14 protein-coding genes and 4 tRNA genes are annotated in these 14252 nt (G+C 53.0%); 4 read left to right on the top strand and 14 right to left on the bottom strand.

Annotated features, from left to right (window positions below; all coding sequences use genetic code 11):
- Positions 1-6 precede the first annotated feature (6 nt).
- The 5 genes from mobV to ACYZTW_RS07970 all read right to left on the bottom strand — a co-directional run bounded on the left by mobV (position 7) and on the right by ACYZTW_RS07970 (position 5017).
- Positions 7-1023 carry a MobV family relaxase gene (mobV, locus tag ACYZTW_RS07990; RefSeq protein WP_462004425.1) on the bottom strand — a complete coding sequence of 339 codons (1017 nt, stop codon included), beginning with the start codon at positions 1021-1023 and terminating at the stop codon, positions 7-9.
- On the bottom strand, positions 1020-1496 hold the full coding sequence (locus ACYZTW_RS07985; protein WP_462004424.1) for a hypothetical protein: 477 nt from the start codon (positions 1494-1496) through the stop codon (positions 1020-1022). Before ACYZTW_RS07985 ends, mobV begins: the two co-directional genes overlap by 4 nt.
- A 419-nt stretch (positions 1497-1915) precedes the next feature.
- Complete coding sequence (locus ACYZTW_RS07980) at positions 1916-3256, bottom strand: ATP-dependent nuclease (protein WP_462004423.1); 1341 nt, start codon at positions 3254-3256, stop codon at positions 1916-1918.
- A complete protein-coding gene (locus ACYZTW_RS07975; RefSeq protein ID WP_462004422.1) occupies positions 3256-4212 on the bottom strand; it encodes a reverse transcriptase domain-containing protein in 957 nt (318 codons plus the stop codon). The genes ACYZTW_RS07980 and ACYZTW_RS07975 overlap by 1 nt, the downstream gene beginning before the upstream one ends.
- Positions 4213-4940: 728 nt before the next feature.
- Positions 4941-5017, bottom strand: a tRNA-Arg gene (locus tag ACYZTW_RS07970).
- Between the two features lie 293 nt (positions 5018-5310).
- Between ACYZTW_RS07970 and ACYZTW_RS07965 the strand changes: the two genes are divergently transcribed.
- On the top strand, positions 5311-5544 hold the full coding sequence (locus ACYZTW_RS07965; RefSeq protein WP_462004421.1) for a hypothetical protein: 234 nt from the start codon (positions 5311-5313) through the stop codon (positions 5542-5544).
- A 22-nt stretch (positions 5545-5566) separates the two neighbouring features.
- Complete coding sequence (locus ACYZTW_RS07960) at positions 5567-5746, top strand: PA3371 family protein (RefSeq protein WP_123368741.1); 180 nt, start codon at positions 5567-5569, stop codon at positions 5744-5746.
- Here the strand turns inward: ACYZTW_RS07960 and phnN are convergent.
- Positions 5721-6293, bottom strand: coding sequence for a phosphonate metabolism protein/1,5-bisphosphokinase (PRPP-forming) PhnN (phnN, locus tag ACYZTW_RS07955; protein ID WP_462004420.1), 573 nt, complete (start codon positions 6291-6293; stop codon positions 5721-5723). The genes ACYZTW_RS07960 and phnN overlap by 26 nt on opposite strands.
- A gap of 120 nt (positions 6294-6413) precedes the next feature.
- Positions 6414-6569, bottom strand: a complete 156-nt coding sequence (locus tag ACYZTW_RS07950; RefSeq protein ID WP_462004419.1) for a hypothetical protein — start codon at positions 6567-6569, stop codon at positions 6414-6416.
- Between the two features lie 110 nt (positions 6570-6679).
- On the opposite strand from ACYZTW_RS07950, the gene ACYZTW_RS07945 reads away from it, so the two are divergent.
- Positions 6680-7006: an Arc family DNA-binding protein gene (locus ACYZTW_RS07945; protein ID WP_003178899.1), complete on the top strand. Its 327-nt coding sequence runs from the start codon at positions 6680-6682 to the stop codon at positions 7004-7006.
- Between the two features lie 104 nt (positions 7007-7110).
- Here the strand turns inward: ACYZTW_RS07945 and mgtE are convergent, their stop codons facing one another.
- On the bottom strand, positions 7111-8553 hold the full coding sequence (gene mgtE, locus ACYZTW_RS07940) for a magnesium transporter (protein ID WP_008154295.1): 1443 nt from the start codon (positions 8551-8553) through the stop codon (positions 7111-7113).
- Positions 8554-8872: 319 nt separating this feature from the next.
- Between mgtE and ACYZTW_RS07935 the strand changes: the two genes are divergently transcribed.
- Positions 8873-9391 (top strand): cell envelope protein SmpA, encoded by a 519-nt coding sequence (locus tag ACYZTW_RS07935; protein WP_462004418.1) that lies wholly within the window; start codon positions 8873-8875, stop codon positions 9389-9391.
- Positions 9392-9410: 19 nt separating this feature from the next.
- Here ACYZTW_RS07935 and ACYZTW_RS07930 read toward each other — a convergent pair.
- From ACYZTW_RS07930 to alaS, 6 genes are all read right to left on the bottom strand, one after another.
- A tRNA-Arg gene (locus tag ACYZTW_RS07930) sits at positions 9411-9487 on the bottom strand.
- Positions 9488-9558: 71 nt separating this feature from the next.
- Positions 9559-9635: transfer RNA gene (locus tag ACYZTW_RS07925), tRNA-Arg, on the bottom strand.
- A 107-nt stretch (positions 9636-9742) separates the two neighbouring features.
- Positions 9743-9833, bottom strand: a tRNA-Ser gene (locus tag ACYZTW_RS07920).
- 62 nt (positions 9834-9895) lie between these two features.
- Positions 9896-10084, bottom strand: a complete 189-nt coding sequence (gene csrA, locus ACYZTW_RS07915; RefSeq protein ID WP_002554426.1) for a carbon storage regulator CsrA — start codon at positions 10082-10084, stop codon at positions 9896-9898.
- A 186-nt stretch (positions 10085-10270) separates the two neighbouring features.
- Entirely contained in the window at positions 10271-11512 is a 1242-nt protein-coding gene (locus ACYZTW_RS07910) for an aspartate kinase (protein ID WP_031319071.1), read from the bottom strand.
- Positions 11513-11603: 91 nt separating this feature from the next.
- Positions 11604-14228, bottom strand: a complete 2625-nt coding sequence (gene alaS, locus ACYZTW_RS07905; RefSeq protein WP_462004417.1) for an alanine--tRNA ligase — start codon at positions 14226-14228, stop codon at positions 11604-11606.
- Positions 14229-14252: the final 24 nt, after the last annotated feature.

Genomic DNA, 14252 nt, shown 5'->3' with positions numbered 1-14252 from the left:
AAACGCCTAACTCAATGAATAAGCACTGTCATAGTTGAGGCCTCTGAATGGGGCCTTCTCCCTTACAACCGAGAAACTCTCCAACATCTCCAAACGCCTCTCTAGGGCATCTCTCTCCCCTTCAAGGGCCAGAACCTTATCTTCCACAGCCCGAACCTCTTTTTCACGAACTGCAAGGCTCCTAGCACGCTGCTCCAGTTCGGCTTCTTTAGTGGAATGTTCGATTTTCCTATGAGCGACGGCCTGCTGGTTCAAACTTAATTTGGCCGCCAGCTTTTCTAGGCTCTGTGACCTGGACAAGTTAGCTTTTCTTCGACGTGGCTCATATGCCGCCTGTATGGCACTGTTTTTGGCCGTCTGCTCGGCGTACTTCCATGCATCAGTCTTTATTCCCATCGCTGCCGCTGCATAGTCCTTCCGGCAGAGCTGTGGCGCTTTGCCAGCCGCAGTCAACGTCGTGTAGAAGGCCGCTACCTCCTCATGCTTAGCCTTGGAGCCCCTAATACCACGCTCCAGGCCATGTGCCGCACCGCAGGCAGCATGAAAACTGTCTTGCATCTCGCGCAGCTTGGTGGGGCCTCCCAAGAAGTCACGACACGATAACCGCCCATCTTTGGTACGGGGCACAACATAAGCCACCAGATGCGGGGTTAACTCATCCAGGTGAATGGTCGAGCTAATAACGTTTTCTTGGCCGTGGCGCATCCTCAACCACGCTAGCGCATCGGCGAAATACCCCCCGCCCAGTTCGTCAAGGCGCCCTCCGTGACGCTCGAAAGCTTCGGGTGACGCAGTAACCAAATATTCGATACAGAGCACTGCATCACTTCTCCGCTTATCGGGCAGCCGCCCCTTGATGGCCTCTAGTACTTCGTAGACACCCCTAACGCCAACCGTTCTGTTATGGCTCCGATGGACAGGGTCGGCATTCGGTGTGGGCTGCTCTCGAAACGTGTGGCGTGCAGAGCGCGCCACGGCCCCAAAGCTCTTGAGCTTTTTCGTGCGCAGAATGGCGTAAGTCATAAAGACGGCCTGTCATAGCTAATTACTTGGGAATGGCGCTTCCAAGTGGGAATGTAGGGCTCGGCTATTGGTGATGGCTCAATATTGAGTGCTGTAGAAGAGATTGAGACGCTGCCATCGCTGGCTCCTGGTAAAATCATACTTAGGATGACATCTAGAACGAGTGCAAGGGCAAGCATGATGGCGTTCAATAACGATACCTCCACCTTCAAAACCTCGCGACACTCAGTTTCATCAGTTTCAATGTAACGGCGTGCGCACCCCGTGTTCTGAAGTTTGAGTAACGAGTCGAAAACAGCAGGAACATCTGTTCGCCGAATTTCATAGAACGCAATCAGCGCTCGATCATTTGAAAAGTCAGACAGGGTTCGTGTCAGAACCTCATCTAGCTGCTTACCTGGAAACATCGCTCCTGCTTTGGCCCAAGTCGCCCGCATTTCCTCTGACAACACTAACGTTTTTGTTTCAGTCATGACGGTTTCTCCATCGCTCTTGTTGTTTATCAACAGTATGCGAATGGAGCAAAGGGTGGCGCCACCCCTAACCTCGACACGAGGTGTAACCCACTACACTTTCGTCCCGAAAGGTGGGCCAGCGTGCCGCTGGACTGCCCGGCGCTTTGCGCCTCAAAAATCGCGCCCTCTTTGGGCGCCCCCAGCCCAGGGATCGCCCTGGACGCTCGCCGGCTGGGGATAAGAGCTTCCCCCATCCAACGCGGTCAGATTGCGATTTTGGAAGGCGTCAAGGATTCGCTGCGCCACGATCCTCGCCCGTTCCCGCCCGCTTCGCTGTGCGAGCTGCGGCCTCCGGTCGCGCCCTTGACCCCACTGCAAATGAGCCACCTGATAGATTTCGATCAAAGACAGCTTCACATAAGCGTTTTGTATGTATCTTAAGGCCTATTTAGAAACCCTTGCAGCGCGCGACATACCTCCCCGACTTCCTCAGGATATTTATCATTCAAATAAATATACAGATCCTGATGCGATATTCTAAACTGCCTCTTTATGGCCTTCACAAACTTCTTGTCAAGTTTATCGCCTCGCAAATCCATATCCAATGGAGAGGGCAAAGTAAAACTGCCACTTCTATAATCCTCCAATATCTTTTTTTCGATACTTTGAAATGGAATGCAGTACGTATTTGGTTTGCTACCGCTACGCGTGCCCTTGTAATCGCCATCAAGAATAGCCATCACATGTTCCTCTGGGCCGAAGAAACCATCATTAATATTTTTCTGTCGCAACTGAGCAACATTGTCACCACCACCAACGGGAACAATCTGGAAAGAGTAGAAATTAGGGATATTATGAGTAGTCATAAGAAACTTAAAAAACCCTTCCAGCACTGGATCCTCGGTCAAAATATAACGATCCCACCCCGAAAACCCGAAAAGAACCGACTTTACATAATTATATGACACCGGCTGTGTCGTTATCTGATTATTATCACAGCTCATATAGAATAGCTCACCATCATTCATGGTTCGCATTATCGCCATGGAGTGAGTAGTGAATACAATACTTATACTCTCCACCACGCAAAACTTTCTAAGCCATCCAATCAGCCGGCTTTGAGCGGCAGCATCTAACGAAATATCAATTTCATCAATTACGATAAGCTTAGATTCGCCCTTTATCTTTCTATAAAGCGATATTAAGAAAAACTCCCCAGAGCTCAGATGGTCTTCCCTAACATATCTATCATCCCTCAAAGGCATTATGTAATAATTATTTTTGCCTATTCTAATTTCTTTCAAATCGGAAAATTTATTATCCCCATACACATCAGCCAACAACAATATTAGCTCTTCGGGCACGGAATAATCGCCAAGCATAACTGCGGTTCGAATATCGCCATCGGCAGAGCTTATACTTTGAAACGCATTAAATCGCTGCCCCCAAGGCATGGGTAATTCGACTTCAATTTGCTTCTTCAAGTCTTGAGGGAAGACATTCTTACTATTCAGATCCTCGAGCTCATGATCATACGCAAAATGATAGGTCGCACCATTGCAAATATAACTTATTTCACTACCAGGCTTTATCGCCCCAGGCTGAGCCATTTTTGAAAACGTATCGGCAATTTTAAGGTTTCTAATAGACTTTATTAGTGTGGTTTTGCCTACCCCATTTTTACCGACTATACAGGTCAACCCATTCATATTGAGACCTAAATCAATACGAAGGTCGTTGATATGTTGAACATTTCTAACTTCGATATAGAGATGCATTACGAAGGCACCGAAATATGTATTATTTTATCTACTGCTGCGGCACCATACTTTTTCCGTAACTTATCTAAGAAGCTAGGATCCACGGTATTGATATAATTAAGTTGACCCGAGAATTTTTTTAGCGCCTTTTCTAGATCCGCCTCCTTTAAAAAAGATGCAAACATCTTTTTATCTTTTAGCAAAAAATGCATTGCTGTTTCCGAGTTCTTTTTCAGCCTACCATCAACTGAAACTTTCCCATTTGGCAGAATTGCAACACCTAGAATTCTGACTTTTTCACCGGGACGGATAAATTTGGTCTTCTGAGGGTTTAATTTTATCCCCCCGCCGAACTCGGCATCCAAAAGATCAGTAATTTTGGAGATCAGCAAATGCATTTGCTCCTCACTCTTACCAGAAACGATTAGATCATCGGCATATCTGGTATAAATAAGGGAGCTCTCATCACACCAAGCAAGAAATTTTCTATCAAACCCATAAAGACAAGCATTACTTATTGCCGGAGAAGTTGGATAGCCTGGTGGTAGCACCCCATCAACTGTTACCAGATCCAATATTCTATCTATCCAACCCTCAATATCAGCTATAGGGCACCGCTCAATGGCAGCTAGAATAGTATTACTGATCATCTTCCGATTAATACTACCGAAAAAATTCTCTATATCAGACTGAAAAAAGTATTTGTTATCAGAATGTTTTTCTACCGCATCAACAACATTAACTCCCTTCCTGTAGGAGAACACCACATCTGCTTTGACAGGAAGGCGATCAAACAACACCCTACTTAAGAACCCCAAGTAAAGCTTGAGTGACTTGTCTGGAATATATATAGACCGCCCATCAAATTCTTTTTTTGAATAAGCCGTACTTACATCAATCCCTGAAAAATCTGAAAAATCTTGCTTTCCTCGAAACGTTGCAAAAAACAACTCTTCTAACGGTCTTCTATTCATGGCTTAATTCGCCCAATTTTCCGAATCTAAATCAGTAACTATTTATTTTCGAGTTTAGTTTTAGCCAATCAAACAGATATGTTAGACGATTCCAGACAGAATTTCGAGGTCTTCTAACTTTCAGAAGACCACGAGAGAAACAAAATCGGCTGAGGAATACAATACAGAAGAATCAGCATACTGAAAGCGAGCTAACCAAGAGAAACGACGACGTAGGCAGCACAGATAACGCTTAGAGATAGCCGTGTTCACGAAAAGGCGAAAAAAGAGAAGAAAGGTAGGGCTGAGGCCTAGGTGATGCAAGCTGGAGCAGGGAGGGACGGAGCGAAGGAGGAGCTGGAGGAGACTCCTTACTATCTGTGTAGGTTATGCTGGTGTGACCCAGTATAACCCACACAAACGTAAGACGGAGACTAGACACCTGTAGAGGCCAGCATTCCAAACAGACCGGAGATACTCCTAGTCACTGACATGCATCGGATCATAAGTGATGCTTTGCCTATAAGCAAGTCAGCGGGATGGAGAATGGAGAATGGAATTTGCAGCATGAAATGCATGGGCAACGCACATCGTCCTCGAATTCGTTCACCGAACATACGTATGGGTGCTGCCAGGCGTTTTGACCGCACTGTCAACCTGGGTAGCCCCACAGGCCAAGCTGGGTGCTAGCCCAATGATAGCCAGATGAGCTATCGACAAAGCTTCGTGGCTGGGAGATCTGAAAAATATGGTGTCCCAGGGCAGGTTCGAACTGCCAACCTTCCCCTTAGGAGGGGGATGCTCTATCCAATTGAGCTACTGAGACACAGATCGACCACGAAGAAACGCGGTGCGAGGGACGGCGTGCATGTTAACGGGCAGGCCTGCTTTTGTCATGTCGTCCGTTGGGCTTTTTAAGTGTAGGCAGACGCCTCGCAGGAGCGTGGCTTTGTTTACCGTGCAAATTGCATCACCGCAAAAAAGCCATCATTGCAAAATGCAATGCAGGCACTTCGGCCAAATATCTTAATTCATTGTTTTTAAAGGATTTAATTACCGTTAGACTCTTGGCATGCGGGCTGCTTTAGCTGTTCTCGAAGAACAACGGAGGCCAGCCTCATGAACAGCGCCCTTTTACTCTCGAACGCGATCGCTCTGGCGATTCTGTTGGGCTTTCATTTTGTCCCCGAGAGCGGTGCTGAGCCGATTGCTCAACGCATGCCTCATTACCTTCAGGTGCAAAGAGCGCCTCAACTGGCGGTAATGAGCGATGAGCGCAGCTTTGTCAGCCAAGAGGTGAGCCAGGAGGGCATTCTGCTGCCGGCTCAGTCTTCAGAACGTTTGGTATTTTGAATCACCCCATCAGGAGCACCACATGTCCAAATCAGCCGCAGGGTTTTTCATCCTCGCCTTACTGAGCGGCATTCTTCATCTGTCAGTGGTCCAGGATACGGTCGTCACCCTGCCTTTGATCGCCAGCGGCGTATTCGGTGCGCTGTTTGTGCTGGCACTGATTGCCGGGCGCAAGATCAAGTTCGATCCGATTCTGCGTTAACCCTCAACAGGTCCAGCAGATTGGCAACTGTGGTGGACAATTCGCCTGAATTGTCGAGTCGATAGATCTGTTTGCCACCAATTGGACCCTCTGCCGTGAATAACCCATTGCGGTGCAGCCTTGCTTCAATCTCCGCAAAACTTTCGCGACCACGGCGCAGCAGACGCTCTCGCAGGACTTCATCCTTGACCGTCAACAGAACCGGCAATAGCGTTGGATACCGATGCTGCGCCTCAACCAGATGGCCGCGAGAGCCGTTGACCAAGACATGCCGACCGTCATTGAGCCATTGATCTATTTCGATCGGAATACCGTAATCCAGGCCATTGGCGCTCCAGCACAGCGCGAAATCACCCTCGACCCTCTGCTGCTCGAACTCTTCCCGGGAAACGCCAATCGCATCCTCACCCACTGATTCGGCCGACCGCGTGATGACCCGACGCACCACTTCACAATTGAGCGTCTGCAACGGCTCTCGGGCGGCTTCGATGAGGCTGTCCTTGCCGGACCCAGAAGGCCCCATCAAGTAAATCAGCCTGCCATCCATCTTGAAATTGCCTCCCACTGCACGTCTTCCCCTAGTAAATCGGCCAATTGCCACTATCCTGTACCAGTAAGGAACACTGATCGAATCTGCACAGCATGCGCCTTCAGGCGTCCTAGGACATCACCTGTCGGGCAAGAGGGTGCGGTCAGTAATACGGACCAGAGCAAACTTTTCAAACCAGTCCGCATTTCTGATAATTGGTGCTGGCATAACGCCTTTATCCAGTTCAATATTTGTCACAGAATTGACGCCAATGAACTGGCTGCTTTGATGCATGATGCGAGCCTCTATCAATTCAGGTTGAACATTTGGCCAGAGCGCTTGTCCTATCTGACATCCTGCGGCCAATCCCGAGAACCGCTCCCCTGAACTAACCGGTTAAATATATGCGCCCATTGAAACAGGCAATTTATTCCAGCCGTACGGCTGACAAGTTCGTCGTACGTCTGCCAGACGGAATGCGTGAACGCATTGCCGAGGTGGCTCGCAATCATCATCGCAGCATGAACTCCGAAATCATCGCGCGCCTTGAGCAGAGCCTTATTCAGGAAGGCGCTTTGGGCGAAGAGTTGAGCATGCGCCTGGACAGCCCGGAGCTGTCATTGCACGAACGTGAACTGCTGCAACGCTTCCGCCAACTCTCCCACCGTCAGCAGAACGCTCTTGTTTCGCTGATTGCGCATGATGCCGAAATGGCCGCAGACGCTTCCTGATTTCATCCGAAAGTTCAAGCCAGCTTAATCGCTGGCTTTTTTTTGCCTGAAATTCGGGCATAAAAAACCCGCCGATTGATTGGCGGGTTTTTAAAGTAAGGAACTCAGAGCAGGAAGATCGTCGCCAGCCCGAGAAAGATAAAGAACCCGCCGCTGTCCGTCATGGCGGTGATCATTACACTGGCGCCCATCGCAGGATCGCGCCCCAGCCGCGCCAGGGTCATGGGAATCAATACGCCCGCCAATGCCGCCAGTAACAAGTTGAGCGTCATGGCAGCGGTCATCACCACCCCCAGAGACCAACTGCCATACAGCAGATAGGCGACAACACCGATAACGCCCCCCCAGACCAGGCCATTGATCAGACCTACCGCCAACTCCTTGCGCATCAGGCGCGAAGTATTGCCGGTGCTGACCTGATCCAGCGCCATGGCCCGAACGATCATGGTGATCGTCTGGTTACCCGAGTTACCACCGATACCCGCCACGATCGGCATCAGTGCCGCCAACGCCACCAATTTCTCGATGGAGCCTTCAAAAAGACCGATCACCCGGGATGCGATAAACGCGGTGATCAGGTTAATTGCCAGCCAGGCCCAACGGTTACGCAGGGATTTCCAGACTGACGCAAAAATATCCTCCTCTTCACGCAGACCCGCCATGTTGAGAACTTCGTTTTCGCTCTCTTCACGGATCAGGTCGACCATTTCATCGATGGTCAGACGGCCGATCAGCTTGCCGTTCTTGTCGACCACAGGCGCCGAGATCAAGTCGTAACGTTCAAAGGCCTGAGCAGCGTCATAGGCGTCTTCGTCCGGGTGAAAACTCACCGGGTCGCTGGCCATGACTTCAGAAACCTGTTTTTCCGGGTCGTTGACCAGCAAACGCTTGATCGGCAACACGCCCTTGAGGACACCGTCGTAATCGACCACGAACAATTTGTCCGTGTGGCTCGGCAGCTCCTTGAGGCGGCGCAGGTAACGCAAAACCACTTCGAGACTGACGTCCTCACGGATCGTCACCATCTCGAAGTCCATCAGCGCACCGACCTGCTCCTCGTCGTAGGACAACGCAGAGCGAACGCGCTCACGCTGTTGACCATCGAGGGTTTCCATCAGCTCGTGGACGACGTCTCGCGGCAGCTCGGAGGCCAGGTCAGCAAGTTCGTCGGCATCCATGTCCTTGGCGGCAGCCAGGAGCTCGTGATCGTCCATGTCGGCGATCAGCGTTTCACGAACCGAGTCGGATACTTCGAGCAGAATGTCGCCGTCGCGATCGGCCTTGACCAATTGCCAGAGCGTCAGACGATCGTCCAGCGGCAAGGCTTCGAGGATGTAGGCGACGTCGGCGGAGTGCAAATCATCGAGCTTGCGTTGCAACTCGACGAGGTTTTGCCGGTGAACCAGGTTCTCGACCCGGTCATGATGCGGACCTTCCTGGCGATGAGTCAGGTCTTCGACCACCCGCTGACGCTGCAGCAGCTCAACAACTTGAGCGAGGCGGTCCTGCAAGCTTTCCTGCGTTTTCTTTACTTCAACTTCAGACATAGGCGAACTCCACTCCCAGCAGCGGGGCACGCCGGAAGGATCAATCAGTCAATTCATGATTGGAAAAACGGGGTACTGAGTAACTACTGGGTAAGTCCATGGAGGTATTCCACAAGCCCCGGCGGGGCTGACGGGCGCAATGATACACCGCCCGACGGTTTTAAACGTTAAAAAATCGTGGCTGAAACAAGCGCTTGCAAGACAAACCTGAGCGCTGCCTGATCCATCAAACTGCGACGACTCATCCTGAAAAGAAAACACACCACAGCCGAAAAATGTAACGACTACCCTTGAGATGGACCGTCATGGAGGACGTTTGATGCCATCGAATGCATTTTGTTTTTTGTTGATTACCCTGCTCTGCCCGTCGCCCTGGACGCTTGCCACGACCGTTCACCGCTGCGAGGCGGCCAACGGGCGCATTACCTTCACGACGTTGAGCTGTACGGCCGGAGACAGCCTTTCGCTTCAGGATGTACACACCTTCACACCAGGCAGCGCGACCGCTCTCATGCCGGAAGCCGAGAATCGCGAAACATCAGGTATGAAAATCAAAAGGAGAGATCCGACTGTCGTCGGCAAGACCGAGGACAAATGTGGAAACCTCATCAGCGCCAGAGAGCGCCGCGAAGCCATCATCAATCAGCGGATTGTCGCTGGCATGAGTCAGCAGGATGTCGAGAGCGCCCTTGGCAAGCCAGACAAGATCAGTATTCGCAATTCAGCCACGAGCTACCGTTACGACACCCAGCGAGGTCGTAGTGCACACGTCGAGTTCGATGAGAGAGGATGCACCAAAGGAAAAGCCAAATCCCAGACGGCAAAAAGCCCGCGTTAAACGCGGGCTTTTTGGTTTTTGGTGCACTCGACAGGATTCGAACCTGTGACCGCTCGGTTCGTAGCCGAGTACTCTATCCAGCTGAGCTACGAGTGCATTTGTGTTTTTATACCAGATCACAACTGGTTGGAGCCAAGTCATTCACATTACTGCAAACAACCTTTAAATGGTGCACTCGACAGGATTCGAACCTGTGACCGCTCGGTTCGTAGCCGAGTACTCTATCCAGCTGAGCTACGAGTGCATTTGTTGCCGCGCATTATAGGCCGTTTAATCTCTATGTAAAGCACTTTTTCTAGTAATTTCAAACACTTACCGAAGAAGCCAGATTACAACGTACTACGCAAATAATGGCGGAGAACGGGGGATTCGAACCCCCGACACCCTTTTGAGGTGTACTCCCTTAGCAGGGGAGCGCCTTCGGCCACTCGGCCAGCTCTCCGCAACACGGGGCGTATATTAACCAGCTTCTTCCCCGTTTGCAAACATAAAAAACGATAAAAATTAATGGCTTGGTTCTTCGTCCTTCTCTTTCTTTATACGCAGGTAAATTTCCTCACGGTGCACAGCAACCTCTTTCGGGGCGTTGACACCGATGCGCACTTGATTTCCTTTGACGCCGAGCACGGTCACGGTGATTTCGCCATCACCAATAATCAGGCTTTCTGCGCACCGACGAGTCAGAATCAGCATACCTTTCTCCTCACGCATTTCATTTCAGGGACAACAGTCTGCAAAAAAAAGGCACTCGACCTACAACCGGAACGATCGCAGCCCTACATGCCTGAGTATTGACTAGCGCGAGCAAAAGAACAGCCTCGAGTCGCACCATTCAAAAAAACAAAGGGCGCGGTCAGACCGCGCCCTTCGGCAAACGCATCACTCGCCCTGACGGGCCGGCGCGTCCAGTTCGAAAGCTGTGTGCAGAGCGCGCACAGCCAGTTCCAGGTACTTCTCTTCGATCACTACGGAGACTTTGATTTCCGAAGTCGAGATCATCTGGATGTTGATGCTTTCCTTGGCTAGGGATTCGAACATGCGGCTGGCCACGCCTGCGTGGGAGCGCATGCCGACACCGACGATCGACACCTTGGCAATCTTGATATCACCAACGACTTCACGGGCACCGATCTCGCGAGCGGTGTTTTCCAGCACGGTTTGCGCTGCCTGGAAGTCATTGCGATGCACGGTGAAGGTGAAGTCGGTGGTGTTATCGTGCGCGACGTTCTGCACGATCATGTCGACTTCGATGTTCGCGGCGCTGATCGGGCCGAGAATCTTGAATGCAACGCCCGGGGTGTCTGGCACGCCACGGATGGTCAGCTTGGCTTCATCGCGGTTGAAAGCGATGCCGGAAATGATCGGCTGTTCCATGGTTTCCTCTTCATCAATAGTAATGAGGGTGCCCGGACCCTCCTTGAAGCTGTGCAGTACGCGCAGCGGAACGTTGTACTTGCCGGCGAATTCCACCGCACGGATCTGCAACACCTTGGAACCGAGGCTGGCCATTTCCAGCATCTCTTCGAAGGTAATCTTGTCCAGGCGCTGAGCCACGGACACCACACGCGGGTCGGTGGTATAGACGCCGTCGACATCGGTGTAGATCTGGCATTCATCAGCCTTTAGGGCTGCTGCCAGCGCCACGCCGGTGGTGTCGGAACCGCCACGACCGAGGGTGGTGATGTTGCCGTGCTCGTCGACGCCCTGGAAACCGGCGACAACCACCACGCGACCGGCCTTCAGGTCACCGCGAATCTTCTGGTCGTCAATCTGCAAGATACGCGCTTTATTGTGCGCACTGTCCGTCAGAATCCGCACCTGGTTGCCGGTGTAGGACACCGCTGGCACGCCGCGCTTGATCAGCGCCATGGCCAACAGTGCAATCGTCACCTGTTCACCGGTGGAGACGATCACGTCCAGCTCACGAGGAACCGGTTGGCCGTCGCCACTGATTTGCTTGGCCAGATCGATCAGACGGTTGGTTTCGCCGCTCATTGCAGACAGCACAACCACTAGGTCATCGCCGGCATCGCGGAATTTCTTAACCTTGTCGGCGACCTGCTCGATTCTCTCGACAGTGCCGACCGAGGTGCCTCCAAATTTCTGTACGATCAAAGCCATTTCAAAGCCGCCTCTGCCCATGAAGGGCGCCCAAATAATCACTCAAACAGCGTTCCGGCCCGCCACTAGACTGCGGGCCGGACACACTGCCTTATAAACCCTGCTCTACAAATGGAACAGTCAGGGCCAATGCCGCATCCAGTGCGCCAGCGTCAGTACCACCGCCTTGCGCCATGTCTGGACGACCACCGCCCTTCCCGCCCACTGCCGCAGCGGCTTGCTTCATCAAATCACCGGCTTTGAGTTGGCCAGTCAGGTCTTTGGTTACGCCTGCAACCAGAACGACCTTTTCCTCATGGACACTGCCGAGCAGGATCACTGCGCGGCCGAGTTTGTTTTTCAGTTGATCGACCAGCGCCAGCAGCGCCTTGCCGTCCTGACCGTCCAGACGCACGGCCAGCACTTTCACGCCTTTGACATCCAGGGCAGAAGCCGACAGATCGTCGCCCGCCGCGCTGGCAGCCTTGGCCTGCAACTGCTCGAGTTGCTTCTCCAGCAGACGGTTGCGCTCCAGCACAGCCGACAGCTTGTCGATCAGGTTGTCGCGGCTACCCTTGACCAGGTTGGCCGCTTCCTTGAGTTGTTCTTCAGCAGCGTTCAAGTATGCCAGCGCCGCGGCGCCGGTAACCGCTTCGATACGACGCACGCCGGAGGCCACACCGCCTTCGCTGATAATCTTCAGCAGGCCGATGTCGCCCGTACGGTTGGCGTGGATACCGCCGCACAGCTCGACGGAGAAATCACCGCCCATGCTCAGTACGCGCACATTGTCGCCGTACTTCTCGCCGAACAGCGCCATCGCGCCCTTCTGCTTGGCGGTTTCGATGTCGGTTTCTTCGGTTTCAACTTCGGAGTTCTTGCGAATCTCGGCGTTGACGATGTCTTCCAGCGCCTTCAGCTGCTCAGGCTTGATGGCTTCAAAGTGGCTGAAGTCGAAGCGCAGGCGCTGACTGTCGACCAACGAGCCTTTCTGCTGAACGTGATCGCCCAGCACCTGACGCAACGCGGCGTGCAGCAAGTGAGTCGCCGAGTGGTTCAGCGACGTCGCGTGACGCACCTCCGCTTCAACGTGAGTCTCGACCGGCGCGCCAATGATCAGGCTACCCGAATCCAGTACACCGTGATGCAGGAAAGCGCCGCCCGTCTTGGTCGTGTCGCGCACATCAAAACGAGAGCTACCCGCTTGCAGATAGCCGCAATCGCCAATCTGGCCGCCGGATTCAGCATAGAACGGCGTCTGGTCCAGCACGACCACACCCTCGTCGCCTTCACTTAATACGTCGACCGCCTGGCCATCTTTATAGAGGCCAACGACTTTCGCCGAACCGCAGGTGGCGTTGTAACCGGTGAATTCGGTGGCCACATCAACCTTGACCAGGCTGTTGTAGTCCATGCCGAAGGAGCTGGCGGAACGGGCACGGACGCGCTGGGCTTCCATTTCGCGCTCAAAGCCTGCTTCGTCGATAGTCAGGCTGCGTTCGCGAGCGATGTCGCCGGTCAGGTCCATCGGGAAACCGTAGGTGTCGTACAACTTGAACACGACGTCGCCCGGCACCACGTCGCCTTTGAGCTCGGCCAGATCCTGCTCGAGGATTTTCAGGCCCTGCTCCAGGGTCTTGGCGAACTGCTCTTCTTCAGCTTTCAGTACGCGCTCGATGTGCGCTTGCTGGGATTTCAGCTCAGGGAAGGCTTCGCCCATCTCGGCAACCAGTGCCGCAACGATCTGGTAGAAAAAACTGCCCTTGGCGCCCAGCTTGTTGCCGTGACGGCAAGCGCGACGAATGATCCGGCGCAGCACGTAGCCGCGACCTTCGTTGGACGGCAGCACGCCGTCGGCAATCAGGAAGCCGCAGGAACGGATGTGGTCGGCGACGACTTTCAGGGAAGCCTGATTGTCGTTGGTGCAGCCGATGGCCTTGGCCGATGCGCTCAGCAGGCTCTGGAACAGGTCGATTTCATAGTTCGAGTGAACGTGTTGCAGCACGGCACTGATCCGCTCCAGGCCCATGCCAGTATCGACCGACGGCGCTGGCAGCGGGTGCAACACGCCATCGGCGGTGCGGTTGAACTGCATGAACACGTTGTTCCAGATTTCAATGTAACGGTCGCCGTCTTCTTCCGGCGAGCCCGGTGGGCCACCCCAGATGTCAGCGCCGTGATCATAGAAAATCTCGGTGCAAGGACCGCACGGGCCGGTATCGCCCATGGTCCAGAAATTATCGGACGCGTACGGCGCGCCTTTGTTGTCGCCGATACGAACCATGCGCTCGGCCGGAACGCCGATTTCCTTGGTCCAGATGTCGTAGGCCTCGTCATCGCTGGCGTAGACGGTGACCCAGAGCTTTTCTTTCGGCAGGTTCAGCCACTTGTCGGACGTCAGGAAGTTCCAGGCGTAGGTGATTGCGTCGCGCTTGAAGTAATCACCGAAGCTGAAGTTACCCAGCATTTCGAAGAACGTGTGGTGACGGGCGGTATAACCGACGTTTTCCAGGTCGTTGTGCTTGCCGCCGGCGCGCACGCATTTCTGGCTGCTGACCGCGCGGGTGTACGCGCGCTTTTCCTGGCCCAGGAAGCAGTCCTTGAACTGGTTCATCCCCGCGTTAGTGAACAGCAGGGTTGGGTCGTTGCCCGGAATCAAAGAGCTGGAGGCTACACGGGTGTGGCCTTGCTCTTCGAAGAAGCGAAGGAAGGCTTCACGGATTTCTGCGCTTTTCATTAGGTTCTTCCACGGAGGCTGCGG

This window comes from Pseudomonas sp. LB3P25, assembly GCF_054897985.1.
The sequence above is the reverse complement of the archived record's forward strand: the minus strand, read 5'-3'. Positions and strand labels throughout refer to the sequence as shown.

Excerpts from the sequence above, each read along its gene's own strand:
- mobV (WP_462004425.1), bottom strand. The coding sequence starts at position 1,023 with ATGACTTACGCCATTCTGCGCACGAAAAAGCTCAAGAGCTTTGGGGCC.
- ACYZTW_RS07985 (WP_462004424.1), bottom strand. The coding sequence starts at position 1,496 with ATGACTGAAACAAAAACGTTAGTGTTGTCAGAGGAAATGCGGGCGACT.
- ACYZTW_RS07980 (WP_462004423.1), bottom strand. The coding sequence starts at position 3,256 with ATGCATCTCTATATCGAAGTTAGAAATGTTCAACATATCAACGACCTT.
- ACYZTW_RS07975 (WP_462004422.1), bottom strand. The coding sequence starts at position 4,212 with ATGAATAGAAGACCGTTAGAAGAGTTGTTTTTTGCAACGTTTCGAGGA.
- ACYZTW_RS07965 (WP_462004421.1), top strand. The coding sequence starts at position 5,311 with ATGAACAGCGCCCTTTTACTCTCGAACGCGATCGCTCTGGCGATTCTG.
- ACYZTW_RS07960 (WP_123368741.1), top strand. The coding sequence starts at position 5,567 with ATGTCCAAATCAGCCGCAGGGTTTTTCATCCTCGCCTTACTGAGCGGC.
- phnN (WP_462004420.1), bottom strand. The coding sequence starts at position 6,293 with ATGGATGGCAGGCTGATTTACTTGATGGGGCCTTCTGGGTCCGGCAAG.
- ACYZTW_RS07950 (WP_462004419.1), bottom strand. The coding sequence starts at position 6,569 with ATGCATCAAAGCAGCCAGTTCATTGGCGTCAATTCTGTGACAAATATT.
- ACYZTW_RS07945 (WP_003178899.1), top strand. The coding sequence starts at position 6,680 with ATGCGCCCATTGAAACAGGCAATTTATTCCAGCCGTACGGCTGACAAG.
- mgtE (WP_008154295.1), bottom strand. The coding sequence starts at position 8,553 with ATGTCTGAAGTTGAAGTAAAGAAAACGCAGGAAAGCTTGCAGGACCGC.
- ACYZTW_RS07935 (WP_462004418.1), top strand. The coding sequence starts at position 8,873 with ATGCCATCGAATGCATTTTGTTTTTTGTTGATTACCCTGCTCTGCCCG.
- csrA (WP_002554426.1), bottom strand. The coding sequence starts at position 10,084 with ATGCTGATTCTGACTCGTCGGTGCGCAGAAAGCCTGATTATTGGTGAT.
- ACYZTW_RS07910 (WP_031319071.1), bottom strand. The coding sequence starts at position 11,512 with ATGGCTTTGATCGTACAGAAATTTGGAGGCACCTCGGTCGGCACTGTC.
- alaS (WP_462004417.1), bottom strand. The coding sequence starts at position 14,228 with ATGAAAAGCGCAGAAATCCGTGAAGCCTTCCTTCGCTTCTTCGAAGAG.